The organism is Pantoea deleyi (assembly GCF_022647325.1).
Taxonomy (GTDB): domain Bacteria; phylum Pseudomonadota; class Gammaproteobacteria; order Enterobacterales; family Enterobacteriaceae; genus Pantoea; species Pantoea deleyi.
This window is the reverse complement of record NZ_CP071405.1, coordinates 2,525,912-2,551,160: the sequence shown is the minus strand read 5'-3', so window position 1 is coordinate 2,551,160 and position 25,249 is coordinate 2,525,912. Positions and strand designations below refer to the sequence as shown.

The following is a 25,249-nucleotide window of genomic DNA, read 5'->3' as shown; positions in this document are numbered from 1 at the left end:
AACATAGGACAAATTCTACCTATATCCAGACAGTTACCGGCATATGCAATTAAACATCCCGACGTGTCTCACCCTGTTTCGAGTCGTGCTCATTCCGTTCTTTGTGCTGGCTTTCTATCTGCCGTTTCACTGGGCGCCGCTGGCGACCGCCTTAATCTTTGTTTTTGCAGCCATCACGGACTGGTTCGACGGTTTTCTGGCACGTCGCTGGAAGCAGACGACGCGCTTCGGGGCCTTTCTCGACCCGGTTGCGGACAAGGTGATGGTGGCGATTGCGCTGGTGCTGGTAGCCGAATATTTCCACGCCTGGTGGATTACGCTGCCTGCCGCGACCATGATTGCGCGTGAGATCATTATCTCTGCGCTGCGTGAGTGGATGGCGGAAATTGGCAAGCGCAGCAGCGTCTCGGTTTCCTGGATTGGTAAGGTCAAAACGACCGCGCAGATGTTCTCCCTGTTTGCGCTGCTGTGGCGTCCGGATGCCACCGTCGTCGCGGTGGGTGTGGTGGCGTTGTACATCGCTGCCGTGCTGACATTCTGGTCAATGTTCCAGTATTTAAGCGCCGCGCGTGGCGATCTGCTCGAACCGTGATCGATACGATTTAAAAAGCAGCAAACGGACGGGTTGGGAGGATAATTTTATTGACTCAATCCGTCAGGTCAGTAGAATGCAACGCATCGAAAGGCAGCGAGTCTGCCAGAAGATAAGTAAAATCAGCAGGTTCGACGAAATTGCTGAAATTTGCGGGAATAGCTCAGTTGGTAGAGCACGACCTTGCCAAGGTCGGGGTCGCGAGTTCGAGTCTCGTTTCCCGCTCCAGATTCGCAGGCCAGGTTAACCTGGCGGCACATCAGTTTAAGGCGCGTTGGCAGAGTGGCTATGCAGCGGATTGCAAATCCGTGTACCTCGGTTCGACTCCGGGACGCGCCTCCAGTTACACCCTGCCCGGGTGGTGAAATCGGTAGACACAAGGGATTTAAAATCCCTCGATCGTAAGGTCGTGCGGGTTCAAGTCCCGCCCCGGGCACCACATCGATTTACCTATAAAATCAATGATAAGCAGTGTCGTAAGCCGCCCCATTAGAGGCGGTTTTTTTGTGCCTGCTGTCTGACACACTCCTTCAATCCATTCTCTGTTCAGCCACGCGAGCTGAATACCAGTTGTTCCTCGGTGTCACTCACCAGAACCATCTTTTGCGCCTCGCCGCTGGAGGAGACAAACGTCACTTCATTGCCGATGCCGAGCGCATCGAACGCCTCTGTAGACTGTATCCGCTTCTGAATCTCCAGCACCATGCGTGATGCAAAGGGGTGTTCGTTCACCTTATCGATATGGTAGCTGGCGGTGAAATTCAGCTCAGGCTGATCGACGACGTAGAATTGTCCTGAAGGCATAGTACGGACCTCGCGATAAAAGTGGTCCGGCGCGCTGGCCGGAACAGGTTGCCTTAACAGGTAAGGTTAGCTGAATTATCGCGCTGCACGGCCAGCGATCTCAGATTTCTGAATCCGGGTGCAGGTGGGAAAAATAGGTGCCGCTTGCGCTTGCCTGTCCGGAAAGTGCCGCTACCCTTATCTGTAACGGTTCACTTTTCGGGCACACTGTTCGGGCATGGTATAAAGGTATTACTGCAACTCAGCATGAGTTGACGATGCGGGTTCAATTCCTGCTGCCCGGTCCACCTCTTCTCTCCCAACGCCCGTTGCTAAAAGCGCATCTGATGCGGTTAACCCCTTTATGCGGCCCACTCGCCGTGCAGTAAACACCATTTTCCCGGGTTTTCAGCGCCACCGCCCATACTCGCCCGCCTGCTGGCTGATTGATCTGCTGTTATGTGAGAGGAATGTGCTCACCCGATCTCAGGCCACGCATCCGTCGCTTAAACCCGAACGAAGAAAACAGGAAGAGACGGCTGGCGCGTCGTGATTTACAGGCAGGAAAAAGTAAGGCTTCAGCCAGCCTGACAGGCAGGCTGGCTGAGGTCGATCAGGCGTGCGGTTGTCCTGACGGGGTCATGGTGCCAGGGGCGCCAGGCGGGGGCGGGGGGGCATCTTTGCCCGGCGGTGGCGGCGGCGGAGCGTCTCTCACTGGTGGAGGAGGCGCACAGGCGGTAAGGGTCGCGAGTATAGCTAAAGTGGATAACAGATAAGCCGTACGTTTCATCGTATTTCCCTGATCGGTTAAGCGGAGCGTTAAGTATAGATAACCGCCATAAAATCGCCCGAAGCAGATGCGATCGCCGACAATCAGGAAAATCAGTCACGAATATTTTGAAACGCCTCGCAACTCACGCAGATTACCCATGCGTTTCACGCTGGCCCACGCTAAGGTAGCGCTTCATTTTAGAGGAGACGTTATGAATGGCATGATGAAGTTCGTCCGCGGCTGGCTGGTATTCTCTGTTCTGTGGGGCGTATTCATGTGGTTTATGTCATGGCAGGCGCAGGGCAAAGAGCCTGGCCTGGCGGTTCTGACCAGTCTCTACGCCGGTTTAATCTATCAGGCGTTGATCACGATGGTGGGCCGCTACCGGGCGCGGCGCCAACAGGCGTAATCTGTACTGCTGCCGGAGCGGCAGCAGTACAGCCTCATTTAACCAAAGTTACCGGTCAGACGCTGATGGAAGTCGGTGCTGCGCGGGTCCAGACCCTCAATCACCACTTCTGCACCATAACGCTGATAGCGATACTCAATGCCATCCAGCGCCGCGACGCTGGAGGCATCCCAGATCTGCGCATGGGTCAGATCGATCGTCACCTTTTTCGGATCGTGGGCATAATCGAAATGCTCGAACAGATCGTTGCTGCTGGCAAAAAAGAGCGGGCCGCGCACCACGTAGCGCACCGATTCGCCATCTGCGCTCAGCTCACGTTCTGCATGGATAACATGAGCAATACGGCGGGCAAACAGCAGCATGGCCAGAATCACGCCAGCCAGCACGCCCAGCGCCAGGTTCCCGGTCCAGACCGTCACCGCGACCGTCAGCACCATAATCAGCGTTTCGGACCACGGCATACGCTTCAGGGTAGCAGGCTGCAGGCTGTGCCAGTTGACGGTTTTCACGGCCACGACCATCATGATTCCGGCCAGCACCACCATCGGAATCTGCGCCATAATCCGGCTCAGCCCGGTCACCAGCAGCAGCAGAACCAGACCGGCGGCGACCGTTGAAACCCGACTGCGCGCCCGGCCCAGCTCCACGTTGACGATGGTCTGACCGATCATCGCGCAGCCGGCGATCCCGCCATAGAAGCCCGCCAGAATATTGGCGACACCCAGGCCCCAGGATTCGCGACGCTTGCTGGAGGGGGTATCGGTCAGGTCATCCACCAGTTTGGCGGTCAGCAGCGACTCCATCAGGCCGACGAAGGCGATACTCAGCGCGGTAGGCCAGATAATCAGCAGCGTCTGAAGGTTCAGGGGCACCAGCAGGCTGTTAAAGCCGGGCAGACCCGGACTCATCGATCCCTCATCACCGACATTCGGCATGCGATAGCCCATCAGCAGCGCCACGGCCGTGACCACGACAATGGCGACCAGCGGAGAGGGGATGCTCTTTATCAGCCGCGGCAGCAACAGCACAATAGCCAGGGTGGCGGCAAAAAAGATCCAGACCAGTGAGGATTGCCCCCAGACGTGCGGCACCTGAGCAAAGAAAATCAGCACCCCAAGCGCATTCACAAACCCCAGCATCACGGAGCGGGGAATATAGCGCATCATGCGCGACAGACCCGCCACGCCAAACAGGATCTGAATCACGCCGCCCAGTACCACGGCGGGCAGAATATATTCCACGCCGTGCTGATGCACCATCGGGCCGATAACCAGCGCCACCGATCCGGCGGCCGCCGTCACCATTGCCGGACGGCCACCCAGGATCGACAGCGTCAGGCAGAGCACGACAGAGGCGATCAGGCTGACTTTCGGGTCAACGCCCGCGATAACGGAAAAGGAGATCACTTCTGGGATGAGGGCCAGCGCCGTAATCACCCCGGCCAGGCATTCGCGGGTCAGCAGCGCAGGCGAACGCAGAACGCGCCCCACGCTGATATCACCAGCCACAACGCCGGTTGCGGCCTTATCATTGGATTGAGTCATAAAGATTGCAGGCTCTTGAGTTATTTTGCGCCCGCGCGAGGGGCGGGAAAACTGGCATAGCAGGTGAGGGGCAGATATTACCGGGCGTGCGGGAAAGATACCAGTAAAAGGCGGACGACTCCCTCCATGGAGTCGGGATTATTACAGTGAAAAATCGTCCGGCGTTTTGTGGACCACCAGTTCTAGCAGCTGCCGGTAGACATCCAGCGACGCCCGGTCGCTTTCCAGCTCCAGCCGGTGAATCAGCTTAGAGATAATGGCTTTGTTATTTACGGGCATGCCGGACTGCAGGATTTCTGCAATCACAATACCCAGGGTTTCCATCTGGCCGGCTGGCCGGCTGGCCGCCGCATTAAAATAATCGGAAATTTCTTTATCGGTCCGGGGGAGACTATCTTGCATGTGTAAGCCCTTCAGAACAGCCCGATTCCGGTTCGGATGTCAGGACGAAAGCGATCAAAAAAACCATCACATGGACAGATGTGATGGTACCAGCCCGGAAAGTGAGCAGATAAAAAATAACCTCTGAAGGTGGAAATCCACTGACACCTTCAGAGGCGACGCAAGTGCATCATTCGTTACAGAGTCGCATGACAACTCGTGGCAATAAAGTTATACAATGAACCCCAATCTGTACAATCGGATCCTTTGACTAAACGTGCTTTTTTTCACTTTTCAGCCGCTTATAAGGACAATTCCGAAACAAAATCTGTACAAATAACCTATACAAACGGCCTGACCGAAGAGGGAATGGGAAAAAGCGGGAAACTTTGTCCCGTTCCCTGCCGGAAAATCAGCCGAAAAGCGCCAGTTTTGCCGTCAGCTTACGCAGCGCTTTTTTCTCGCCGACAAGGGCGATGCCCAGCAGACGCCACTGCTCCCTCGGCTGAGTGCGCAGTTCGGTGCGCAGCGCCTGATAGTCGGTGGTGGCCTGACCCGCTTCCGGAAACAGCACCAGATCATAACCGGCCTGTTCACAGGCTGCCCGCAGCGCACTCAGCTGCGTGTCGGTGGCGACCAGCACCGGAATGCCGGTGGTGATCAGGCCGGGAGAGGGGTGAATCGCCGCATCCTCAAGCGGCGGGCCAACCAGCGACGGGTATCGCTGCCCCAGGGTTAAGGCCATCACGGCAGCCGCATTGGCGGCTTTACCGGGTGTCAGCATGCTGTTGAGTATCATCACACATCTGAGGTCCTGCATTGCGCATCTCCTGTCCGGAAAAAAACGCATTGTGGCAGGGGGCTTAAGCCGGGTCTGGAAGATTTGTGCAGGCATGCTGATAGCGCGCGGGCGACAGCTGGCAGGCGCGCTTAAACCAGCGGCCCAGATGACTCTGATCGGCGAAGCCCAGCGCGGCAGCCACGTCGGCAGCGGGCTCGCCCTGTGCCAGCCGGCGACGCGCCTGACTCAGCCGCCACTGCACCAGCCAGGCGTGCGGGGGCAGTCCCCAGTGCGCCCGGAAAACGCGGGAGAGCCGGAAGCGATCCACCTGCAGGTGAAGCGCCATCTGCGCCAGGCCAGGGTTCTCTGCATGATACGCCATCAGCCAGTCACGCGCCTGCAGCGCCAGCCGGGTATCCTGATCCACAGCCTGAACGGGCCGTGGCGTCTGGCGGTGCGGGGAGAGCTGAGCCGCGAGCCGATCGAGCGCCGCCTCTTTAATCAGGGCAGGGTGGTTATGCCACAGGGCGTCGAACGCATGCCAGACCGCGTACGCCAGCGACCGGTCGTCGCGCAGCGTGGTGGCAAAGTGCAGCTCACGGGCGGCGGCCCCGTCGGCCGTGAGCGGAGGCAGGTGCTGCGCGATCTGCTGCGGCGAAAGATAGAGCATCCGGTAGGTGAAACCGCTGTCGTTGATGGCATCACCGTCATGCAACTCTTCCGGCTCCAGCATAAAGACCGTGCCTGGGCGGCTCTGATGCTGTTTGCGCCGCGAATGAAACTGCTGTACACCTTGTTCGGTCACGCCGATCAGGTAGCTGTCGTGCCAGTGAGGATCATAGGCATGACCGGTAAAATGGGCGCGCAGCGCCTCGATGCCGCTGGCGGCGTCACGGCGCAGGTCAACCCAGTTTGCTGATGGCTGTGGCATGGTATCCGGCTCCCGGTTGCGGCCTCTGGACATTCTGCCGCGATCCACTAATTTTTAACAGATCGGACGCTTTTCATTCGCGATTCGCTTTGCGTATAATAACGTCCTCACTCAATTAGATATCTTACTATTAGGCTGCTAACATTTGTCTCAGCAAACGCGTACTTTTACCCACTTACTGCATCTTACCGCGCACGCCTGGCGCCTGGCGGTCGATCGTCACCTTAAAGATAGCGGCCTGAGCATGAGCAGCTGGATGGCGATCGGCCTGATTGCCAGCGAACCGCAACGCATGACCCAGACCGAGCTGGCGCAGATGCTGGGACTGGAAGATGCCAGCATGGTGCCGCTGGTAGACCGGCTGGTAAAACAGTCGCTGCTGATGCGGGTACAGCCGCCAGAGGATCGCCGCAAACGGCATCTGGTGCTGACGGAAAAGGGCAACGAAGCGTTCGCCAGAGTCAAGACAGAGGCTGACGCGCTGCGCACCGAAATGCTGGCGGATATCGCTCCGCAGGATCTGGCCGTCACCGAGCGCGTCCTGCAACAACTGCTGAGCCGCATGGGAAGCATGTAACGGTGGCAAAGCGAAATCCCTACGCTGCACGCGAGTGGTTGCCGCATGAAAAACCGATGCTGCCGGGTTCACCTTCAACCCCGCTGCATCCGATGCCGAAACGGCTGGCGTTTGGCCTGATTGGCCTGCTGATTTCGCTGACCGGCGCGCTGAGCAACGCGCTGGTCACCGCCAATCTGGTTAATCTGCAGGGGACGTTTGCGGCCTGGTCTAACGAGATCGCCTGGCTGCCTGCGGTCTACGTGATGGGCAATATCTCCATCAACCTGTTGCTGGTGAAGTTTCGCCAGCAGTTTGGTCTGCGGGTCTTTACCGAAGCGTTTCTGGTGCTCTATGTGCTGGTGGCGTTTTTCCACTTGTTCGCCAACGACCTCAGCTCCGCGATTATCGTGCGCACCGCCCACGGCATGGTGGCGGCAGCCCTCAGCTCGCTGGGGATCTACTATCAGGTGCAGGCGTGGCCCGCGAAACATCGTCTGAAAGCGCTGGTTATTGGCCTGACGGTGTCGCAGCTGGCGATCCCCCTGGCCCGTCTGTTTTCCTCCGAACTGCTGCAGCTCAACGAGTGGCGCGGTCTCTACCTGTTTGAACTCGGTCTGGCGCTGATTGCGCTGGGCGGCGTGCTGCTCGTCAAGCTGCCGCCCGGCGATCGCATCAAAACCTTTGAAAAGATGGATTTCGTCACCTTCATCCTGCTGGCTCCCGGCATGGCGCTGCTGTGCGGCGTCCTGACGCTGGGGCGCATCGAATGGTGGTTTACTACGCCGTGGCTGGGGATCTGTACCGCCATCGCCCTGACGCTGATCGTCGCGGCCATCGTTATTGAGCACAACCGGCGCAACCCGCTGATCAACACCCGCTGGCTCAGCAGCGGCATGATGGTGCGGCTCGGCATCGTGATGATTATGATCCGTATCGTGCTGGCCGAGCAGAACACCGGCGCGGTCGGTTTTCTGCAGCAGATTGGCCTGCAGAACGATCAGATGCGCGGCCTGGCGCTGGCGATCATTGCCGGAGTGATTGTGGGTATCGCCGCCAGTGCGCTGACCATCAAACCCAACCACCTCAGCTGGCCGATTGTCGCCTCACTGGTGGTGATGATTATTGCGTCGCTGATGGATGCGCAGTCCAGCCCGCTGACCCGCGCCACCGAGATGTATTTCAGTCAGTTTCTGCTGGGCTTCAGCAGCGCCTTCTTTATGGCGCCCGCGATGCTGATGGGGATCGGCAGCGTAGTGACGCAGCCAAAAAATCTGGTGAGCTTTGTGGTGCTGTTTGGCATGAGTCAGAACCTGGGCGGCCTGATCGGCTCGGCGATCCTCGGCACGTTTCAGGTCTGGCGGGAGAAGTATCACTCCAGCCTGCTGGGGGATCAGCTCTCTCTGCTCGACCCCAACGTCACCGAACGGCTCAGCCAGTACAATGCCCTGTTTAACTCGCTGGTGGGCGACGACGTGCTGCGCGGCGCGCAGAGCACCAGCCAGTTGCAGACGGTGGCCACGCTGCAGGCCAACGTCCTCGCCTATAACGACACCTACCTGTTAACCGCCGCGCTGGCACTCATTACCCTGATGTGGGTGATCTGGCGCTTAACCCGGCGTCGTTATCTCGACTGGCGTCAGGCGCAATTTAACCTGCGTGAGCAGCAACAGATGGCCGCATTACAGGAATCAACGGAGAAACAATGAGTCAGCAGGATGAGCTTCAGGCGGCCGAACGCGAACGCGCAACTCGTCGCCGTATCCTTTCCATCGCCGCGGGCAGCGGCATCGTCGTCCTTGGCGTACTGGTCATTCTCTATGCCTGGCAGCTCTGGCCCTTTACCAGCGCCATACAGAGCACCGAGAACGCCTATGTGCGCGGTCAGGTGACCTTTATCAGTCCGCAGGTCAATGGCTATCTCACCTCGGTGGAGGTGATCGATCTGCAGCCGGTGAAAAAAGGGCAGCTGCTGATGACGATTGATGACCGTATCTATCGCCAGCGGGTGCATCAGGCGCAGGCGCAGCTGGCAATGAAGCAGGCGGCGCTGAACAATAACCTGCAGCAGCGGCGCAGCGCAGAAGCCACGATTCAGAGCAACAGGGCGGCGCTGGAGAATGCCAGAGCCCAGGCGCTGAAGAGCGGCTTCGACCTGAAGCGCGTCGAAAACCTTACGGCAGATGGATCGCTGTCCGTGCGTGAGCGCGATGCTGCCCGCGCCGCCAGCGCGCAGGCGCAGGCGCAGGTGCGCCAGGCCGCCGCCCAGATCGCCGTCGCTGAGCAGAATCTGCAAACCGTGATCGTCAACCGTGGCGCGCTGGAGGGCGATGTCGCCAGCGCCCGCGCCGCGCTGGAGCTGGCGGAGATCGACCTGGCGAACACCCGGATTACCGCGCCCGACGACGGGCAGCTCGGCCAGCTCTCGGTGCGCACCGGCGCTTACGTCACCGCCGGAACGCGCCTGACCTCTGTGGTACCGAACCACAAATGGATCATCGCTAACCTGAAAGAGACCCAGCTGGCGCACATCCGCCCCGGCCTGCCGGTGAGCATCCGGGTTGATGCGCTGGATGGTAAGCGCTTTAACGGCCAGGTGGAGTTTATCTCACCGGCGGCGGGCTCGGAGTTCAGCGCCATTTCCCCCGACAACGCCACCGGTAACTTCGTCAAAATCGCCCAGCGGATCCCGGTTCGTATCCGCATCAATGAGCAGGATATGGCGCAGCTGCGTCCGGGGATGTCGGTGGAAGTGGATATCGACACCGCCGCGCAGCCTGCCGCAGAGGGAACGCCATGAGGCCGCACTCTCTGATCGCCGCGCTGGCCCTGCTGCTGTCGGGCTGCGCAACCCAGGTTGAGAAGGCACCCGCTTCGCTGCTGATCCCGGACGCCTGGCGCGGCCAGGTCGGGCCATCGGCGGCGCCCGAGGCGGCGTGGTGGCGCGCATTTCATGATGAGAATCTTAACCGCCTGGTCAGCCAGGCGCTGCGTAACAATCCCGATATTCTCACGGCGCGATCCCGGGTGGATCAGTATCGCGCCCAGCTGCGCGCCGCCGAGGGCGATAACCTCCCCAGCGTGAGCGCCGGCGTGGCCGCGACCCGCGAGCGCACGCTCTCGTCGGTCACGGGCCAGCCTTATGAAACCGATATTTTTCAGGGGCTGCTGAAGGCGAACTACGATGTGGACCTCTGGGGCGCACGCAGCAGCAGCATCACGGCGGCGCAGGCGACGTTAGCGGCGCAGCAGGCCGCCGCCTCTGCCGCCGAACTGACGATTGCCAGTTCGGTGGCGTCCGGCTATTTCAACCTCTGCGCGCTGGATGAGCAGTTGCGGGTCACCGAGGCGACGCTGGCGAGCCGCAGTCATTCGCTGAAGCTGGCGCAGCGTCAGTTTGAAACCGGGTATACCTCCCGGCTGGAGTGGATGCAGGCGGCGTCGGAGTACCAGTCGGCCAGCGCCCAGCTGCCGCTGCTGCAGCATCAGATCGCCCAGCAGGAGAACGCGCTCAGCATCCTGGCCGGCATGAATCCGCGCAGCATCGCCCGCCGTCAGCAGTTTGATCAGATTTCACCGCAGCCGATGCCGTCGCTGCTGCCCTCGGCGCTGCTTAATCGTCGTCCGGATATCGTCCAGGCGCAGCGCCAGCTGCTGGCGGCGGATGCCAGCCTCGCCTCATCGCAGGCGAAACTCCTGCCGGGCCTGAATCTCACCGCCACCGGCACCCTGCAGAGTTCGGTGCTGCATCAGCTCGCGGACAACCCGTTCCGGCTCTGGAGTGTGGGGGGCAGTATCCTTGCGCCGCTGCTGAACCGCGAAGCGCTGACGGCGCAGGTCGATGTCTCGATGGCGACGCGAAATCAGGCGCTCTATGGCTATGAAAAAGTGGTGCGCAACGCCTTCGCAGAAGTCAGTGACGCCGTCGACGCCATCAGGCAGCGTGAAGCGCAGCTCAGGGCGCTGCAACAGCAGGAGAGCTACGTGAAGGAAGCGCTGCGTATCGCCCGCAACCGCTACCAGAACGGCTACGCCTCCTATCTGGATGAACTGGACGCGCAGCGTACCCTGTTTTCGACCCAGCTGAACCTGGTGACGGTGAAAAGCAACCTGCTGCTGGCGCAGATCGACCTCTACCGGGCGCTGGGCGGTGGCTGGAGAGCGACGCCAGCGTCATAATCCATCCGGCCGATCCAGCCGCAACCAGAGTCACGGAGGCGGGATCGGCCTGGGTGCTGTCGCAACGATGGCGCACCTTCCCCGATTCCTATCCCCCAAATAACCCCCAAAAACCCACGCAGACTTCTGCTTACCTGTCTTTACATTCGATGGTATCATGCGCGGGTTTTTGACCAGCCAGACGGAAAAGCGCACGAAAAGTTAATGATGCGCGCGGCGAGCTGTCCGTTTAACTTACTGATAGAATTGATAAAGAAGGGAATCATGATGAACAAAAAGATGTTTCTGACGCTGGCCATGGTTGCGGCGTTACTGACAGGGTGTGCGCGCACGGCGCCGATTCATAACGTGAATCAGACCCTGACGCAGCGCTACAGCGATAACCAGATGAAAACGGCCATTATCGAAGCGGGCGTAGGCCGCAAATGGGTGATGACACCGGTTTCCCCCGGCGTTATCAACGGCCGACTGGCCCAGCGTGATTTCGTGGCGACGATTCGTATCTCGTACACCAGCCAGAACTACCGCATCGATTATGTCAGCAGCGAAAACCTGAAGGCCGGGCAGGGGCAGATCCACAACAACTACAACCGCTGGATCGCCAATCTCGACCAGGATATCCAGCTGCGTCTGTCCGCACTGGCGGCCCGGTAACGGCCTGATCGTCACGCTGTGTTGTCGTCAGGCCTCCGGCGCATAACGTTCGCCGCGCAACGGCCGATAAATCAGATGCACTGCTATTGCTCAACCACCGGACAAGCCTCTACCGTGAAGCGCGAGGCGGCCGGTGGCCGGGCAGGGCAGACCTGACTGGCTAAGCGGCGGGGACGACCCGATGCACGCCGACACCACATGCATGACAAAAGAGTGTTGAGATGAGACTCACTTACTCGCTGGTCGACTGGCAGGCGCTGGCTCCCGGATTACACGGAAGCGAGGCCTGGCAGGACTGGGCGCAACAGGGCGACGCGATCGATCCCGCCGGCGCGATGGCGAAGCCGCAGTTTTTACCGATGATGACGGCGCGTCGTCTGAGCGGCGGCAGTCGTGCGGCGGTAGAGTGCGGGCTGGCACTGCTGGCGCGTCAGCAGGTTGACGCGATCGTCTTCACCAGCCGTCACGGTGAACTGGAGCGTAATCTGCGTATCCTCACCACCCTGGCCGATCAGCAGCCGATGTCACCCACGGATTTCGCGATGTCGGTTCATAATTCCGCGGTCGGCAGCCTGACCATTGCCGCGAAAGCGCCGCTGGTCTCGACCTCCATCGCCGCGGGCATCGACTCCTTTCAGCAGGGGCTGATTGAAGTCAGTGCGCTGCATCAGGCGGGCTATCAGCAGGTGCTGCTGGTCGATTTTGACGGCATCGTGCCTGACTACTATCTGCCGTGGCTGGCGGAGCAGCCTGTCAATGTTCCCTATGCGGTGGCGCTGCTGCTGCGTGCGGGAGACGCGTTGCACTGCACGGGCCAGGCGGCATCTGAGCCGGTGACGTCGCCGGGATTGCCGCAGAGCCTGGGGTTTCTGCAGCAGTGGCTGGCGGGGTCGGCCGCCTTTTCGCTGCCGGGCGAGCGCCTGACGTGGCACTGGAGGCGACGCGATGGCTGACCCGTTATCCTCTGCACAGCGCAGGGGCAGCCGCCTGAACTACCTCTGGCGACTGCTGATGACGGCGGTGAGTTTTACGCTGTTCGGCCTCGGTGGCCTGCTGCTGTCGCTGCTGGGCTTCAACCTGCTGCTGCTGGTTCAGCGCAATTCGCTGCGCCGCCGCCTGCTGGCGCGTCGCGCCATCGCCTTCAGCTTTCGCTGCTTTCTGCGTTTCTGCCGGATGACCGGCGTCTTTGACTACCGCATCGAAGGCGCCGACGCGCTGCAGCGGGATCGTGGCTGTCTGATCATCGCCAATCACCCGTCACTGATCGACTATGTGATGATCGCCTCGGTGTTGCCGGAGATGGATTGTCTGGTTAAGGCCGATCTGCAGAAGAATCCGTTTGTCCGCGGCGTGATCCGCGCCGCGGACTACCTCATCAACAGCGAGGCGGAGACGCTGCTGCCGGACAGCCAGCGGCGGCTGGCCCGCGGCGATACCATCCTGATCTTTCCGGAAGGCACCCGCACCCGCTATGGTCAGCCGCTGACGCTGCAGCGCGGGGCCGCCAACATTGCGGTGCGCGCGGGATGCGATCTGCGCGTGGTACACATTACCTGCAGCCAGCGTATGCTCGACAAACAGAGCCGCTGGTTTGAGATCCCGCCGGTGAAACCACGGTTTACCGTGCGGGTCCGGCACAGGATTGACAGTCAGTCATTTTTTGAAAGTAACCCCGATGCGCAGCCGCTGGCCGCGCGTCGCCTGACCCGCCATTTACAGCAGGCGCTGGTCCCCGAGAACAGGTAAGACGAAAACCGGTATGGATGTATTAATTAACGATATCAAACAGATGATTATCGACACGCTGAATCTTGAGGATCTCAGCCCCGACGATATTGAGACCGACGCGGCGCTCTTTGGCGACGGGCTGGGGCTCGACTCAATTGATGCACTGGAACTCGGCCTGGCCGTGAAAAACCGCTACGGCGTGACACTCTCTGCGGAAAGTGAAACCCTGCGTGCTCACTTCTTTTCTGTTGCGACGCTGGCGGCGTTCGTCAACCAACAGCGAGGCTGAAAGCGGAAATAACATGATGAATAAAGATGAAATCTATCAGGAAGTGGCCTCGCTGCTGACCAGCCTGTTTGAAATCGCGCCTGAGGATATCCAGCCTGAGGCACGTCTCTACGAAGATCTGGAACTCGACAGCATTGATGCCGTCGATATGGTCGTTCACCTGCAAAAACGCACCGGCCGCAAAATCAAGCCGGAAACCTTCCGTGCGGTGCGCACCGTGCAGGATGTGGTGGATGCGGTTGAACAACTGATGCGCGACGAAGCCTGATCCTGCCGTGCCTGCTGCTCTCCTGCGCCTGCTGAATCTGCTTACGCTGCTGGTCTGGCCCCTGCTGGTCTGGCTGGCCGTGACGCAGCCGCGCTGGCAGGGACTCTTCTGGCTGCTGGCGCTGCTGTTTGGGCTGCGCGGACTGCAGCTGCGGCGTCAGCATCATGCGATGGGTGCCGTGATGGGCTGGCTGGCGCTGCTCGGCGCACTGCTTTGCGTCAGCAGCCAGCTTCTGCGCGCGCAGCATCTGCTGCTCTGGTATCCGGTCGCCGTTAATCTGGCGCTGCTGCTGGTCTTTGGCGGCTCCCTCTGGCGCGGAATGCCGCTGGTGGAGCGCATTGCCCGGCTGCGCGAGCCCGATCTGCCCGCAGCGGCCGTGCGCTATACCCGGCGCGTGACCCGCATCTGGTGTCTCTTTTTTATGGTCAACGGCAGCGTGGCGCTGGCCACCTGCCTGTGGGGCGATCTGCGGCTCTGGACGCTGTGGAACGGCGGCATCAGCTACCTGTTAATCGGGCTGCTGATGGGTGCGGAGTGGTGTGTCCGGCAGCGCGTGAGGCGTCAAGGGTGAGGGTGGCGGCATGGCTGACCGGCCCCGACCGCGAGGTCGCCTGGCGTGGCGATCGGCCTCTGATGCTGAGCAGCATGTACCGTCAGGTCGTGGCGCTGAGCCAGCGGCTGGCGGCCCGGCCCGGCACGCACTGGGCGCTCTGTTTTGATGACAGCTACCGCTTTTGCGTGGCGCTGCTGGCCTGCTGGTATGCCGGTAAAACGCCGGTGATGCCAGGCCACTGTCGCGCCGCTCTGCTGAATGAGATGCAGGCGCGGCTCGATGGGGTGGTGTGCGACATGCCGCTGGCGGTGACTTTGCCGCAGCTGGCCTGGGACGACGCCGAAGCGCCGGAACCGCTGCCGCCGCTGCCTGCGCAGGCCGAACTGGTGCTGTTTACCTCGGGATCGACCGGCACGCCGCGTGAGGTCGTCAGGACGCTGGCGGCGATGGAGCAGGAGAGCCGCTGGATCAGCACGCTGTGGGGCGCGCGCTTGCCGGGCTGCCGGGTGATCGCCTCGGTCAGCCATCAGCATCTCTACGGGTTATCTTTCCGGCTCTTTCTGCCCATGATGCTCCGGCTGCCGTTTGCCGCCCAGCCGATCTTCTATGGCGAACAGCTGGCCCAGCTGCCGCGTGACGGGCGTTATCTCTTCGTCAGCAGCCCGGCCTTTTTATCGCGGCTGGACGATGCGCTTGCCGCGCCCGTCTGTGAACGGATCGTCTCTGCCGGCGGCGTGCTGCGCGACGCCGATGCGCAGCAGGTCTGGCAGCGTTTTGGCTGCCCGGTCAGTGAGATCTACGGCAGCACCGAAACCGGCGTGCTGGCCTGGCGCGTCTGCGATCGGCCGGCGCCGTCCTGGCGTGCGTTTCCTGAGGTCAGGCTGGCGCAGAGCGCGCCCGATCGCTGGCAGGTCTGGTCGCCGCTGATTGGCAACGCCAGCGGGCTGCCGCTGGACGATCGTATTGATATGCAGCCGGACGGCGGTTTCCGGCTGGCGGGCCGGCACGACCGCATCGTGAAAATCGGCGATAAGCGCCTCTCACTGAGCGAGATAGAGCGCCGCCTGCTCAGTCTGCCAGAGGTCGCGGATGCAGCGGCGCTGGTGATCACCCGTCATGAACGTCAGGCGATAGGCGTGGTGCTGTCGCTGAACACACCGCTGGATGACGCCGCACTCCACCGGCGCAGGCAGCAGTGGAAACGGCAGCTTCAGCGCTGGCTGGAACCGCTGGCGATGCCGCGTTACTGGCGGGTTGTCCCGGCCATTCCGGTTACGGCGCAGAGTAAACGCGCCTGGCCGCAAATAGAGGAACTTTTTCATGTTACCGATTGAACGCAGCCGACAGCAGCAGGATCAGAGCGTAACGCTGACCCTGCAGGTGGAGGCCGGACTGTTCTGGTTCCGGGGTCACTTCACGGACCTGCCGATTCTGCCCGGCGTGGCCCAGCTCAACTGGGTGATGCACTATGGGGTGTCGCTGCTGGCGCCCGGTAAACAGTTTGCCGTAATGGACAACATCAAATTTCAGCAGCCGGTACTGCCCGACTCGCTGCTGCAATTGCGTCTCGACTGGGACGCCGCAAAATCGCGGCTGAGCTTCCGCTACAGCCTGCTGAAAGAGGAGGGCGAGCAGATCGCCAGCAGCGGGAAGATCCAGCTGTGTTAAACAATACCTTCTCGCCCTGTGTGGTGATCCCCTGCTACAACCACGGCGCGATGATGGCGTCGGTGGTGGCGCGGCTGGCCCCGTTTAATCTGCCGGTGATCGTGGTGGATGACGGCAGCGATGCGGCCACCCAGCTTCAGCTGGCGACGCTGCACGCGCCGCAGCTCAGCCTGCTGCGGCTGGCGCGCAACCAGGGCAAGGGCGCGGCGGTGATCCACGGTCTGCGGGCGGCGGCGGCACGCGGCTTCACCCACGCGGTGCAGCTGGATGCCGACGGCCAGCATCAGGTGGAGGATCTGCCGCTGATGCTGGCGGAAGCGGCCCGCTATCCCGACGCGCTGATCTCCGGCCAGCCGCGCTACGACGACTCGATCCCCAAATCCCGCCTGTATGGCCGCTACATCACCCACTTCTGGGTCTGGATCGAAACGCTGTCGCTGTCGATCTGCGACAGCATGTGCGGCTTCCGCGTCTATCCGCTGGCGGCGACGCTGGCGCTGTGCGATCGCCGGGCCATCGGCCAGCGTATGGATTTCGACACCGAGATCATGGTGCGGCTCTACTGGCAGGGCACCCGCAGCCGCTTTATCCCGACCCGCGTCACCTATCCGGCGACCGGGCTGTCGCACTTCGATGCGCTCTACGACAATCTGCGGATCTCCTGGATGCATACCCGGCTCTTTTTCGGCATGCTGCCGCGCATTCCCCGTCTGCTGGCGATGCGTAAGCCGCCCGCGCACTGGTCGGTGGAAAGTGAACGTCGCGGACAGTGGGGATTGCGCTTTATGCTGGCGGTCTATCGCTACGGCGGGCGGCTGCCCTTTACGCTGCTGCTCTGGCCGGTGGTGGCGGTCTACTGGCTCAGCGGGCAGCGTGCGCGGCGCGCCTCCCGGCAGTGGCTGGCGCAGGTCTCTGCGGCCGCGCAGCAGCAGCAGGTTGCGTTACCGCCACGGCTCAACAGCTACCGCCATTTTCTGCGCTTCGCCGGGGCGATGCTGGATAAAGTCGCCAGCTGGCGCGGCGATCTGCGCTGGGGCCGCGATATCGATTTTGCGCCGGGTGCGGAAGCGGTGATCCGTGCGCCCTCGCCGCAGGGTAAGCTGATCCTCGCCTCCCATCTCGGCGACATCGAAGCCTGCCGGGCGATGGCGCAGCAGGTCAGCGGGCTGGTGATTAATGCCCTGGTCTTTACCGATAACGCCCGGCGTTTCCGGGCGGTGCTGGAAACGATCGCGCCGCAGGCGGGCGTAAATCTGATGCCGGTCAGCGATATCGGGCCGGAAACGGCGATCCTGCTGCAGCAGAAGCTGGAGGCGGGCGAATGGGTGGCAATTGTCGGCGATCGCACCGCGGTCAATCCGCAGCGGGGCGGGGCGCGCCGGGTGATCTGGAGCGAGTTTCTGGGCCGGGCCGCGCCCTTTCCGCAGGGGCCCTTTGTGCTGGCGGCCGCGTTGCGCTGCCCGGTGCTGCTGATGTTCGCGCTGCGACAACAGGGTAAACTGCGGGTGCACTGTGAGCCGTTCGCCGATCCGCTGCTGCTGCCCCGCGCCGCACGTCAGCAGGCGCTGCAGCAGGCGGTCGATCGCTATGCGGCGCGGCTGGGTCATTACGCTCTGCTGGCGCCGCTCGACTGGTTTAACTTTTTCGATTTCTGGACGCTGCCTGATCCACAGGCACATCACAAGGGGACTGACCATGACTGAACATCATGCTGAGGTTGTGCTGACTGTCTCATTCCACGACTGCGATCCCATGGGCGTGGTCTGGCACGGCAACTATTTCCGCTATTTTGAGGTGGCGCGCGAGGCCCTGCTGCGCAGCATTAACTACAGCTACGCCGAGATGGCCGCCAGCGGCTACGTCTGGCCGGTGGTGGATACCCGGGTAAAATATCGCCAGCCCCTGCGCTGTGAAGAGACGATTCGCGTCAGCGCCCGGATTACCGAATATGAGAATCGCCTGCGCATTGACTATGAGGTCCGCAACGCTGCCGGGGAGGTCACCACCAAAGCCCATACGCTGCAGGTGGCGGTCGGACAGGCGACCCAGACGTTGTGCTTCGTGTCGCCCGATATTCTACTGGAACGTTTAGGAGTGAAAGGATGCTGAAAATCGTGCTTACCGGCCTGCTGTTGTGGGCCAGTGCCGCCAGCGCGGTCACGCTGGATCAGCTGCAGCAGCGCTTTGCCAGCCAGCCGGTGATCCGGGCCGACTTTACCCAGACGCGCACCATCGCCGGAATGCGCCAGCCGCTGGTGTCGCACGGGCAGATGCTGATCGCCCGCGAGCAGGGATTATGGTGGCATCAGCAGACGCCGTTTGTGATGACGCTGCTGCTGGATGATAAACGCATGGTGCAGAGCCTCAGCGGCCAGAAGCCGCAGGTGATCACCGCCGAGAGCAATCCACAAATGTTTCAGTTTAACCATCTGCTGCGGGCGCTGTTCCAGGCCGATCAAAAAGTCCTCAATGACAACTTCAGCGTGGCCTTCAGCGATCGCGGCAACGGCGCCTGGACGCTGGATCTGACGCCGAAGGCCGCGCCGCTCAACAAAATCTTTAACCGCATCTCGCTGGCGGGCAGCACCTTCCTGGACAGCATCAGCCTGGATGACCGGCAGGGGGATAAAACCCGGATTGAGCTGACCCGCACCCGAACCGAACCGCCGCAGCTGAGCGACGAAGAGAAGACGCGTTTTGCCGGGCCGTAACGATCGCAGGCTGGCTCTCCTGTGGCTGCTGCTCTGCCTGCTGCTGGCGGCGGCGCTCGCCTTTCTGCTGCCGCGCAGCCAGCTTAACAGCAGCGTGCTGGCGCTGCTGCCGCAGCAGAATCTCGGCGCTGCGCCACCGGCGCTGCAGCAGGGCTTTATGCAGCGGCTGGATCGCCAGCTGGTCTGGCTGGTTTCGCCCGGTGAACAGGACGATCCTCAGATGGCGGCCTGGTGGCTGGCGCAACTGCGCGCGCTGCCTGAGCTGAAACAGGTCGAGGGCGATCTCGGTGCACAGCAGCAGCAGCAGTGGGGCCGGTTCGCCTGGCAGCACCGCAATGGATTAATCGATGAGGCGACCCGCAGCCGGTTGCAGAACGGCGGCGAGGCGCAGGCGGAGTGGCTGCTGGGGCAGCTCTTTTCGGCCTTCTCTGGCGTCAGCAGTCAGGAGCTGCAGGGCGACCCGCTGATGCTGGTGCGGGGTTCACAGCTGGCGCTGGCCGGCAATGCCGGGCGCATGGTGCTGCATGACGGCTGGCTGACGGTCAGGGATGCGCAGGGAAAACAGTGGTATTTTCTGCACGGTGAACTGGCCAGCAACGCCTTCAGTATTGAGCAGAGCCATGCGCTGGTGACCCGGCTCAGCGCGCTGGAGCAGCAGCTGAAACAGCGCTGGCCGCAGGCAACATTGCTGACGCGCGGCACGGTGCTGTTCAGCGACAGCGCCAGCCAGCGGGCGCAGCATGATGTGAAAACGCTGGGCAGCGTGACGCTGGGAGGCGTGCTGCTGCTGGTGCTGCTGGTCTTCCGTTCGCTGCGGCCGCTGCTGCTGACGGTGAGCTCCGTGGCGGTCGGCGCGCTGGCGGGCACGGTGGTTACGCTGCTCTGCTTCGGTGAACTGCATCTGATGACGCTGGTGATGAGCCTGAGTATCGTCGGCATCTCGGCGGACTACACGCTCTACTATCTCACCGAACGGATGGTGCACGGCGATCAGCAGACGCCGTGGCAGAGCCTGCGTAAAGTGCGCGGCACGCTGCTGCTGGCGCTCGCGACCACCGCCATCGCCTGGCTGCTGATGCTGCTGGCACCGTTTCCGGGACTGCGCCAGCTGGCGGTGTTTGCCGCCAGCGGATTAACCGCCTCCTGCCTGACGGTGATCCTGATTTATCCCTGGCTGGTTCGCGGCCTGCCGGTACGCCCGGTGCCGTTCATGGTGACGCTGGCCCGCTGGCTGGCCGCCTGGCGTCGCCAGCGCGGGCTGCGCGTGGGACTGCCGCTGGCGATGGCGATCGTCGCCGTGGCCGGGATCGCCCAGCTGAAGGTGGATGATGATATCGCGCATCTGCAAAGTGCCCCGGCCCATCTGCTGGAGCAGGATCGCCAGCTGGCCAGCCTGACCGGACAGCGCGCCGATCAGACCTGGTTTGTCGTCTGGGGTCAGGATGCGCAGCAGACGCTGCAGCGGCTGGAAACCCTGGCCCCGGATCTGCAGCAGGCGCAGCAGCAGGGCTGGCTGCAGCACTATCGCCTGTTGCCGCTGTCGTCGCTGGCCCGTCAGCAGCAGGATATCCGGCTGCTGAACCAGGCCGCGCCGCACATCCGGGCCCGTCTGCAGCAGGCCGGGATGGCGCTGGCCGAGCCGGATCTGAGCCCGATGCCGGTCACGCCGTCAGCCTGGCTGGCGAGCCCGCTGAGCGAAGGGTGGCGGCTGCTCTGGCTGACGCTGCCGGACGGGCGCAGCGGGGTGCTGGTACCGGTCAGTGGTGCAGAGAACAGCGCAGCCCTCGCGGCGCTGGCGGCGCAGCATCCGGGCGTCAGCTGGATCGACCGCAAGGCGAGCTACGACGCGCTGTTCAGCTTCTGGCGCAGCCTGCTCGGCGGCCTTCTGGCACTGGCGCTGGCGCTGATTACGCTGAGCTTTGTGCTGCGGCTGGGCGTCAGCGCGGGTCTGCGCAGCGCGCTGCCGTCGGTACTGTCGCTGGCGGTAGCGCTGTCGACGCTGGGCTGGACGGGCGCCTCGCTGAACCTGTTTGCCCTGCTGGCGCTGATTCTGGTGCTGGGGATCGGCATCAACTACACGCTCTTTTTCAGCAATCCGCAGGGAACGCCGCTTACCTCGCTGCTGGCGGTGTCGCTGGCGATGATCACCACTTTACTGACGCTGGGGATGCTGGTGTTCAGCAGCACCAGCGCGATTGCCAGTTTTGGCACCGTTTTATGCAGCGGCATCTTCAGCGCGTTTCTGCTGTCGCCGCTGGCGATGCGACCCACCCGATCAAGGAGTAAACGATGATCCGTGCCGCCTCCGTTCTGCTGACGGCTCTGCTGCTCAGCGCCTGCGCCGGACCGGCCCCTGACAGCAGCCGTCCCACCGCCTGGCTGAAGCCGGGCGTGAAAGTCACGCTGCCGTCGCCGGGGATTGAACCCGCTTTTCAGCAGCAGCAGTTGCTGACCGGGCAGGTAAAAGGGCAGAGCCAGTCGCTGCTGGTGCTGCTCAGCGCCGATAAGCAGCAGATCGATCTGGCGGGACTCTCCTCGGTGGGTATCCGGCTGTTCAGCCTGCGTTACGACGCCCGCGGTATCCACACCGAGCAGCTGATGCCGCTGCCGCAGATGCCGCCGGCCAGTCAGGTTCTGGCGGATATCATGCTCAGCTACTGGCCTGTGGCGCGCTGGCAGGCCGTGCTGCCGCCGGGCTGGACGCTACAGGATCAGGGGCTGACGCGTAAACTGATCGATGCCGATCACCATCTGGTGACCGAAATTGACTATCTGCAACGCGGTCATCAGCGCCAGCCGATCAGCATCCGGCAGCATGCTTTTGGCTATCAGATCCACATTCAACAGCTGGACGCCTCATGATCTATATCGCGGCCACCGGCATGCTGAATGCCCTGGGGAACGACAGCCAGCAGATTGCGGCGAACCTGAAAGCAGGGGCGGCGCCTGGCATGCAGCGCTGTCAGGGCTGGCTGAGCAACGGGCGTGCCTGCTGGCTTGGGCGGGTCGGGGGGGCGCTACCGCCGATCCCGGCTGCCCTGCGCGCGCACAATACCCGCAATAATCAGCTGCTGCTGGCCGCGCTGGCGCAGATCCGTCCGGCGCTCGACGCGGCGATTGCCCGCTACGGCGCCAGCCGGGTTGCGATCGTGCTGGGCACCAGCACCTCCGGGGTGGATGAGGGCGACGAGCAGATCCGCGGCAGGCAGCCCGATTATCACTACCAGATGCAGGAGCTGGGCGATCCTTCCCGTTTTCTGGCGCACTATCTGCGTCTGGATGGCCCGGCCTACACCATTTCCACCGCCTGCTCCTCCAGCGCCCGTGCCATCATCAGTGGCGAACGGCTGATCGCGGCGGGACTGGCCGATGTGGCGCTGGTTGGCGGCGCCGACTCGCTGAGCCGGATGCCGATCAACGGATTTGACAGCCTGGCCTCGCTTTCCGAACGGCGCTGCGCGCCCTTCAGCCGCGATCGCGACGGCATCTCCATTGGGGAAGGGGCCGCGCTGATGCTGCTGACCCGCGAGCCGCAGCCACTGGCGCTGCTGGGCGCGGGCGAATCTTCTGACGCCTGGCATATGTCCGCGCCGCATCCCGAAGGCGAAGGTGCGGAACGGGCGATGCGGATGGCGCTGCAGCGGGCCAGCCTGCAGCCGGAGCAGATCGGCTATATCAATCTGCACGGCACCGCCACGCCGCTTAACGATCAGATGGAGGCCGGGGTGATCCAGCGCCTGTTCAGTGACCGCGTGCCGTGCAGCTCGACCAAACATCTGACCGGCCATACGCTCGGCGCGGCGGGCGTGTGCGAAGCGGCCCTCAGTGCGCTGATCCTGCAGGAGAACCTGCCACTGCCCGCGCAGGATTTCAGCGAGGCGGCGCAGGATACGCGCCTGCCGGACTTCGGCCTGCTGTTACGGCCGCAGGCGCTGCAGCGGCCCGTCATCGCCTCTAACTCATTCGCCTTTGGCGGCAACAATACCTGTCTGATTCTGGGACGTGTTTCATGATTTTTCCTTCTCCTGCGGCGCACTGGCTGCCGCACGCTGCACCGATGCTGATGCTCGATCAGCTGATCGCCGTCGATGACCTGCAGGTTCACTGTCAGGTTTCGACCGCGGCAGAGGGCGTGCTGGCGCCGTTTCTGACGCCCGGGGGCGAACTGCCCGCGTGGTTCGGCGTCGAGATGATGGCGCAGACCGTGGGCGTCTGGTCGGGCTGGCACGCCCGGCAGGGCGGCGCGACCCTGGTCCCGCCCGGCATGCTGCTGGGTGGACGCGGCTGGCGGGCGGAGCAGCCGCTGTTTCCCGCGGCGGTCACCCTGGATATCCGCATGACCCTGCTGATGCGTGACGACCGCATGGGCAGTTTTGAAGGTGAGATCCGCACCGGCACGCAACTGCTTGCCAGCGGTCGCCTGAATACGTATCAACCCAATGAAGCAGAATTACAGCAATTAATGTTACAAGGAAAACAGCCATGACAGAGTCGGTATTAGTCACGGGCGCCAGTAAAGGCATCGGCCGCGCCATTGCGCTGCGTCTTGCCCAGGATGGCTATCAGATTATCGTCCATTTTAATCGCGATCGCGCCGGGGCTGAGCAGTGCCTGCAGCAGATCGAGGCCGCTGGCGGCAGCGGCCGTCTGCTGGGCTTTGATGTCGCGGATCGGGCGGCCACCCGCGCCGCGCTGGAGGCGGACATTGCAGAGCATGGCGCCTATTACGGCGTGGTCAGCAATGCGGGTATCACCCGCGATGCGGCCTTTCCGGCCCTGACGGATCAGGAGTGGGACAGCGTTATCCACACCAATCTCGACAGCTTCTACAACGTGATCCAGCCCTGCGTGATGCCGATGATCGGCCTGCGACGCGGTGGCCGCATCATTACGCTCTCATCGGTCTCCGGGCTAATGGGGAATCGCGGGCAGGTCAACTACAGCGCGGCCAAGGCGGGCATTATCGGCGCCACCAAAGCGCTGGCGATTGAGCTGGCCAAACGCAAAATCACCGTTAACTGCATCGCGCCCGGCCTGATCGATACCGGCATGGAAGGGCTGGCACCGCAGGTGGTGGATGAGGCGATGAAACTCGTGCCGATGAAGCGCATGGGCGCCGCTGAAGAGGTCGCGGGCCTGGCGAGCTATCTGATGTCCGATATCGCAGGCTACGTCACGCGTCAGGTCATTTCGATTAACGGAGGCATGTTGTGATGCAGCGCGTTGTCGTTACCGGAATGGGAGGCGTGACCGCCTTTGGTGAATCCTGGGCTGAGATCGCAGCCCGCATCCGCGCAGGCCGCAACGCGGTGCGCTTTATGCCAGAGTGGCAGGTCTATGACGGACTGCACACCCTGCTGGGCGCGCCGGTGGACGCCTTCACGCTGCCCGCGCACTACACCCGCAAGCGTATCCGGGCGATGGGCCGCGTGTCGCTGCTGGCGACCCGGGCGACCGAACTGGCGCTGACCCAGGCGGGCCTGATTGATCATCCGGTCCTGACCAGCGGCGAAACCGGCATCGCCTATGGTTCATCGACCGGCAGCACCGGGCCGGTGAGCGAGTTCGCCACCATGCTGACCGAAAAGCACACCAACAACATTACCGGCACTACTTACGTGCAGATGATGCCGCACACCACCGCCGTCAACGCCGGGCTCTTTTTTGGCCTGCGCGGACGGGTGATCCCCACCTCCAGCGCCTGCACCTCCGGCAGCCAGGCGATTGGCTATGCCTGGGAGGCGATTCGCCACGGTTATCAGACGGTGATGGTGGCTGGCGGGGCGGAGGAGCTCTGCCCGTCGGAAGCGGCGGTGTTCGACACCCTGTTTGCCACCAGCCAGCGCAACGACGCGCCGCACACCACCCCGGCGCCGTTCGACCAGCAGCGCGATGGCCTGGTGATTGGCGAGGGAGCGGGCACGCTGATCCTGGAGTCGCTGGCGCATGCGCAGGCTCGTGGCGCGACGATCTACGCCGAACTGATCGGCTTCCACACCAACTGCGATGCCGCGCACATCACCCAGCCGCAGCGGGAAACCATGCAGATCTGTATTGAGCGGGCGTTGCAGAGCGCCGGGATCACGGCGGCCGAAATCGGTTATGTCAATGCGCACGGCACGGCGACTGAACGGGGTGACATGGCGGAAAGCCTGGCGACGGCCGCGGTGTTCGGGAACGCTACGCCTATCTCCTCGCTGAAATCTTACTTCGGGCATACCCTGGGCGCCTGCGGGGCGCTGGAAGCCTGGATGAGCATCGAGATGATGCGGGAAGGGTGGTTTGCGCCGACGCTTAACCTGACTCAGCCAGCCGCCGACGGCGGCGCGCTCGACTACATCATGGGCGCGCCTCGCGAGATCGAGACGGACTATATCCAGAGCAACAATTTTGCCTTTGGCGGGATCAACACGTCGCTGATCTTCAGACGCTGGCGCGGCGTCTGATCGC

The 25,249-nt window shown here is 62.4% G+C and carries 28 protein-coding genes and 4 tRNA genes; 27 read left to right on the top strand and 5 right to left on the bottom strand.

The genetic code is table 11. From position 1 onward, the window contains the following. The first annotated feature begins 43 nt into the window (after positions 1-43). The 4 genes from pgsA to J1C59_RS12050 all read left to right on the top strand — a co-directional run bounded on the left by pgsA (position 44) and on the right by J1C59_RS12050 (position 1,031). Positions 44-592 (top strand): CDP-diacylglycerol--glycerol-3-phosphate 3-phosphatidyltransferase, encoded by a 549-nt coding sequence (pgsA, locus tag J1C59_RS12065; protein WP_128084419.1) that lies wholly within the window; start codon positions 44-46, stop codon positions 590-592. 152 nt (positions 593-744) lie between these two features. Beyond that, positions 745-820, top strand: a tRNA-Gly gene (locus J1C59_RS12060). 40 nt (positions 821-860) lie between these two features. Further along, a tRNA-Cys gene (locus J1C59_RS12055) sits at positions 861-934 on the top strand. Positions 935-944: 10 nt separating this feature from the next. Next, positions 945-1,031, top strand: a tRNA-Leu gene (locus J1C59_RS12050). 107 nt (positions 1,032-1,138) lie between these two features. Here the strand turns inward: J1C59_RS12050 and J1C59_RS12045 are convergent. After that, positions 1,139-1,396 carry a hypothetical protein gene (locus J1C59_RS12045; RefSeq protein ID WP_128084418.1) on the bottom strand — a complete coding sequence of 86 codons (258 nt, stop codon included), beginning with the start codon at positions 1,394-1,396 and terminating at the stop codon, positions 1,139-1,141. 211 nt (positions 1,397-1,607) lie between these two features. Here J1C59_RS12045 and J1C59_RS12040 point away from each other — a divergent pair. Next, positions 1,608-1,683 (top strand) — tRNA-Ala (locus tag J1C59_RS12040). A gap of 675 nt (positions 1,684-2,358) precedes the next feature. Beyond that, positions 2,359-2,556: a DUF6404 family protein gene (locus J1C59_RS12035; protein ID WP_128084417.1), complete on the top strand. Its 198-nt coding sequence runs from the start codon at positions 2,359-2,361 to the stop codon at positions 2,554-2,556. A 38-nt stretch (positions 2,557-2,594) separates the two neighbouring features. Here J1C59_RS12035 and J1C59_RS12030 read toward each other — a convergent pair whose 3' ends face one another. From J1C59_RS12030 to J1C59_RS12015, 4 genes are all read right to left on the bottom strand, one after another. Continuing rightward, positions 2,595-4,100, bottom strand: coding sequence for a SulP family inorganic anion transporter (locus tag J1C59_RS12030; protein WP_162287372.1), 1,506 nt, complete (start codon positions 4,098-4,100; stop codon positions 2,595-2,597). 141 nt (positions 4,101-4,241) lie between these two features. Further along, positions 4,242-4,502 (bottom strand): biofilm/acid-resistance regulator YmgB/AriR, encoded by a 261-nt coding sequence (locus J1C59_RS12025; RefSeq protein WP_128084416.1) that lies wholly within the window; start codon positions 4,500-4,502, stop codon positions 4,242-4,244. 391 nt (positions 4,503-4,893) lie between these two features. Continuing rightward, entirely contained in the window at positions 4,894-5,301 is a 408-nt protein-coding gene (locus tag J1C59_RS12020) for a DUF2000 domain-containing protein (RefSeq protein ID WP_128084415.1), read from the bottom strand. A gap of 43 nt (positions 5,302-5,344) precedes the next feature. Further along, complete coding sequence (locus J1C59_RS12015) at positions 5,345-6,193, bottom strand: AraC family transcriptional regulator (RefSeq protein ID WP_140917178.1); 849 nt, start codon at positions 6,191-6,193, stop codon at positions 5,345-5,347. A 145-nt stretch (positions 6,194-6,338) separates the two neighbouring features. On the opposite strand from J1C59_RS12015, the gene J1C59_RS12010 reads away from it, so the two are divergent. The 21 genes from J1C59_RS12010 to J1C59_RS11910 all read left to right on the top strand — a co-directional run bounded on the left by J1C59_RS12010 (position 6,339) and on the right by J1C59_RS11910 (position 25,245). Beyond that, on the top strand, positions 6,339-6,770 hold the full coding sequence (locus tag J1C59_RS12010; protein ID WP_128086894.1) for a MarR family winged helix-turn-helix transcriptional regulator: 432 nt from the start codon (positions 6,339-6,341) through the stop codon (positions 6,768-6,770). Positions 6,771-6,772: 2 nt separating this feature from the next. After that, positions 6,773-8,458, top strand: a complete 1,686-nt coding sequence (locus J1C59_RS12005) for an MFS transporter (protein WP_140917179.1) — start codon at positions 6,773-6,775, stop codon at positions 8,456-8,458. Then, complete coding sequence (locus tag J1C59_RS12000) at positions 8,455-9,549, top strand: HlyD family secretion protein (protein WP_140917180.1); 1,095 nt, start codon at positions 8,455-8,457, stop codon at positions 9,547-9,549. Before J1C59_RS12005 ends, J1C59_RS12000 begins: the two co-directional genes overlap by 4 nt. Further along, positions 9,546-10,928, top strand: coding sequence for an efflux transporter outer membrane subunit (locus tag J1C59_RS11995; RefSeq protein WP_140917181.1), 1,383 nt, complete (start codon positions 9,546-9,548; stop codon positions 10,926-10,928). Before J1C59_RS12000 ends, J1C59_RS11995 begins: the two co-directional genes overlap by 4 nt. A 267-nt stretch (positions 10,929-11,195) precedes the next feature. Next, positions 11,196-11,582 (top strand): hypothetical protein, encoded by a 387-nt coding sequence (locus J1C59_RS11990; RefSeq protein WP_128086846.1) that lies wholly within the window; start codon positions 11,196-11,198, stop codon positions 11,580-11,582. Between the two features lie 221 nt (positions 11,583-11,803). Next, on the top strand, positions 11,804-12,535 hold the full coding sequence (locus J1C59_RS11985; RefSeq protein WP_128086841.1) for a beta-ketoacyl synthase chain length factor: 732 nt from the start codon (positions 11,804-11,806) through the stop codon (positions 12,533-12,535). Beyond that, positions 12,528-13,328 (top strand): lysophospholipid acyltransferase family protein, encoded by an 801-nt coding sequence (locus J1C59_RS11980; RefSeq protein WP_128086842.1) that lies wholly within the window; start codon positions 12,528-12,530, stop codon positions 13,326-13,328. The genes J1C59_RS11985 and J1C59_RS11980 overlap by 8 nt, the downstream gene beginning before the upstream one ends. Positions 13,329-13,341: 13 nt before the next feature. After that, positions 13,342-13,599, top strand: coding sequence for a phosphopantetheine-binding protein (locus tag J1C59_RS11975; protein WP_128086843.1), 258 nt, complete (start codon positions 13,342-13,344; stop codon positions 13,597-13,599). Positions 13,600-13,612: 13 nt separating this feature from the next. After that, positions 13,613-13,867, top strand: coding sequence for an acyl carrier protein (locus J1C59_RS11970; RefSeq protein WP_128086844.1), 255 nt, complete (start codon positions 13,613-13,615; stop codon positions 13,865-13,867). A gap of 7 nt (positions 13,868-13,874) precedes the next feature. Beyond that, positions 13,875-14,438 (top strand): COG4648 family protein, encoded by a 564-nt coding sequence (locus tag J1C59_RS11965; RefSeq protein ID WP_128086845.1) that lies wholly within the window; start codon positions 13,875-13,877, stop codon positions 14,436-14,438. After that, on the top strand, positions 14,435-15,754 hold the full coding sequence (locus tag J1C59_RS11960; RefSeq protein WP_140917182.1) for an AMP-binding protein: 1,320 nt from the start codon (positions 14,435-14,437) through the stop codon (positions 15,752-15,754). Before J1C59_RS11965 ends, J1C59_RS11960 begins: the two co-directional genes overlap by 4 nt. Continuing rightward, on the top strand, positions 15,741-16,088 hold the full coding sequence (locus tag J1C59_RS11955) for an ApeI family dehydratase (RefSeq protein ID WP_128086972.1): 348 nt from the start codon (positions 15,741-15,743) through the stop codon (positions 16,086-16,088). The genes J1C59_RS11960 and J1C59_RS11955 overlap by 14 nt, the downstream gene beginning before the upstream one ends. Further along, positions 16,082-17,791: a glycosyltransferase family 2 protein gene (locus J1C59_RS11950; RefSeq protein ID WP_140917183.1), complete on the top strand. Its 1,710-nt coding sequence runs from the start codon at positions 16,082-16,084 to the stop codon at positions 17,789-17,791. The genes J1C59_RS11955 and J1C59_RS11950 overlap by 7 nt, the downstream gene beginning before the upstream one ends. Next, positions 17,784-18,197 carry an acyl-CoA thioesterase gene (locus tag J1C59_RS11945; RefSeq protein ID WP_128086938.1) on the top strand — a complete coding sequence of 138 codons (414 nt, stop codon included), beginning with the start codon at positions 17,784-17,786 and terminating at the stop codon, positions 18,195-18,197. The genes J1C59_RS11950 and J1C59_RS11945 overlap by 8 nt, the downstream gene beginning before the upstream one ends. Next, complete coding sequence (locus J1C59_RS11940; RefSeq protein WP_128086939.1) at positions 18,191-18,799, top strand: outer membrane lipoprotein carrier protein LolA; 609 nt, start codon at positions 18,191-18,193, stop codon at positions 18,797-18,799. Before J1C59_RS11945 ends, J1C59_RS11940 begins: the two co-directional genes overlap by 7 nt. Beyond that, positions 18,786-21,092 (top strand): MMPL family transporter, encoded by a 2,307-nt coding sequence (locus tag J1C59_RS11935; RefSeq protein ID WP_140917184.1) that lies wholly within the window; start codon positions 18,786-18,788, stop codon positions 21,090-21,092. The genes J1C59_RS11940 and J1C59_RS11935 overlap by 14 nt, the downstream gene beginning before the upstream one ends. Beyond that, positions 21,089-21,661 (top strand): DUF3261 domain-containing protein, encoded by a 573-nt coding sequence (locus J1C59_RS11930; RefSeq protein WP_128086987.1) that lies wholly within the window; start codon positions 21,089-21,091, stop codon positions 21,659-21,661. Before J1C59_RS11935 ends, J1C59_RS11930 begins: the two co-directional genes overlap by 4 nt. After that, on the top strand, positions 21,658-22,812 hold the full coding sequence (locus J1C59_RS11925; protein WP_140917185.1) for a beta-ketoacyl-[acyl-carrier-protein] synthase family protein: 1,155 nt from the start codon (positions 21,658-21,660) through the stop codon (positions 22,810-22,812). The genes J1C59_RS11930 and J1C59_RS11925 overlap by 4 nt, the downstream gene beginning before the upstream one ends. Beyond that, positions 22,809-23,285 carry a hotdog family protein gene (locus J1C59_RS11920; RefSeq protein WP_140917186.1) on the top strand — a complete coding sequence of 159 codons (477 nt, stop codon included), beginning with the start codon at positions 22,809-22,811 and terminating at the stop codon, positions 23,283-23,285. Before J1C59_RS11925 ends, J1C59_RS11920 begins: the two co-directional genes overlap by 4 nt. Next, a complete protein-coding gene (locus tag J1C59_RS11915) occupies positions 23,282-24,013 on the top strand; it encodes a 3-ketoacyl-ACP reductase FabG2 (RefSeq protein WP_128086812.1) in 732 nt (243 codons plus the stop codon). The genes J1C59_RS11920 and J1C59_RS11915 overlap by 4 nt, the downstream gene beginning before the upstream one ends. Then, complete coding sequence (locus J1C59_RS11910; protein ID WP_140917193.1) at positions 24,013-25,245, top strand: beta-ketoacyl-ACP synthase; 1,233 nt, start codon at positions 24,013-24,015, stop codon at positions 25,243-25,245. Before J1C59_RS11915 ends, J1C59_RS11910 begins: the two co-directional genes overlap by 1 nt. Positions 25,246-25,249: the final 4 nt, after the last annotated feature.

Coding starts and splice junctions, on each gene's coding strand:
- J1C59_RS11970 (WP_128086844.1), top strand. CDS start 13,613: ATGATGAATAAAGATGAAATCTATCAGGAAGTGGCCTCGCTGCTGACC.
- J1C59_RS11955 (WP_128086972.1), top strand. CDS start 15,741: ATGTTACCGATTGAACGCAGCCGACAGCAGCAGGATCAGAGCGTAACG.
- J1C59_RS11985 (WP_128086841.1), top strand. CDS start 11,804: ATGAGACTCACTTACTCGCTGGTCGACTGGCAGGCGCTGGCTCCCGGA.
- J1C59_RS11925 (WP_140917185.1), top strand. CDS start 21,658: ATGATCTATATCGCGGCCACCGGCATGCTGAATGCCCTGGGGAACGAC.
- J1C59_RS12030 (WP_162287372.1), bottom strand. CDS start 4,100: ATGACTCAATCCAATGATAAGGCCGCAACCGGCGTTGTGGCTGGTGAT.
- J1C59_RS11930 (WP_128086987.1), top strand. CDS start 21,089: ATGATCCGTGCCGCCTCCGTTCTGCTGACGGCTCTGCTGCTCAGCGCC.
- J1C59_RS12025 (WP_128084416.1), bottom strand. CDS start 4,502: ATGCAAGATAGTCTCCCCCGGACCGATAAAGAAATTTCCGATTATTTT.
- J1C59_RS11995 (WP_140917181.1), top strand. CDS start 9,546: ATGAGGCCGCACTCTCTGATCGCCGCGCTGGCCCTGCTGCTGTCGGGC.
- J1C59_RS11975 (WP_128086843.1), top strand. CDS start 13,342: ATGGATGTATTAATTAACGATATCAAACAGATGATTATCGACACGCTG.
- J1C59_RS11915 (WP_128086812.1), top strand. CDS start 23,282: ATGACAGAGTCGGTATTAGTCACGGGCGCCAGTAAAGGCATCGGCCGC.
- J1C59_RS11945 (WP_128086938.1), top strand. CDS start 17,784: ATGACTGAACATCATGCTGAGGTTGTGCTGACTGTCTCATTCCACGAC.
- J1C59_RS12020 (WP_128084415.1), bottom strand. CDS start 5,301: ATGCAGGACCTCAGATGTGTGATGATACTCAACAGCATGCTGACACCC.
- J1C59_RS11980 (WP_128086842.1), top strand. CDS start 12,528: ATGGCTGACCCGTTATCCTCTGCACAGCGCAGGGGCAGCCGCCTGAAC.
- J1C59_RS12035 (WP_128084417.1), top strand. CDS start 2,359: ATGAATGGCATGATGAAGTTCGTCCGCGGCTGGCTGGTATTCTCTGTT.
- pgsA (WP_128084419.1), top strand. CDS start 44: ATGCAATTAAACATCCCGACGTGTCTCACCCTGTTTCGAGTCGTGCTC.
- J1C59_RS11940 (WP_128086939.1), top strand. CDS start 18,191: ATGCTGAAAATCGTGCTTACCGGCCTGCTGTTGTGGGCCAGTGCCGCC.
- J1C59_RS12015 (WP_140917178.1), bottom strand. CDS start 6,193: ATGCCACAGCCATCAGCAAACTGGGTTGACCTGCGCCGTGACGCCGCC.
- J1C59_RS12045 (WP_128084418.1), bottom strand. CDS start 1,396: ATGCCTTCAGGACAATTCTACGTCGTCGATCAGCCTGAGCTGAATTTC.
- J1C59_RS11910 (WP_140917193.1), top strand. CDS start 24,013: ATGCAGCGCGTTGTCGTTACCGGAATGGGAGGCGTGACCGCCTTTGGT.
- J1C59_RS12000 (WP_140917180.1), top strand. CDS start 8,455: ATGAGTCAGCAGGATGAGCTTCAGGCGGCCGAACGCGAACGCGCAACT.
- J1C59_RS11920 (WP_140917186.1), top strand. CDS start 22,809: ATGATTTTTCCTTCTCCTGCGGCGCACTGGCTGCCGCACGCTGCACCG.
- J1C59_RS11990 (WP_128086846.1), top strand. CDS start 11,196: ATGAACAAAAAGATGTTTCTGACGCTGGCCATGGTTGCGGCGTTACTG.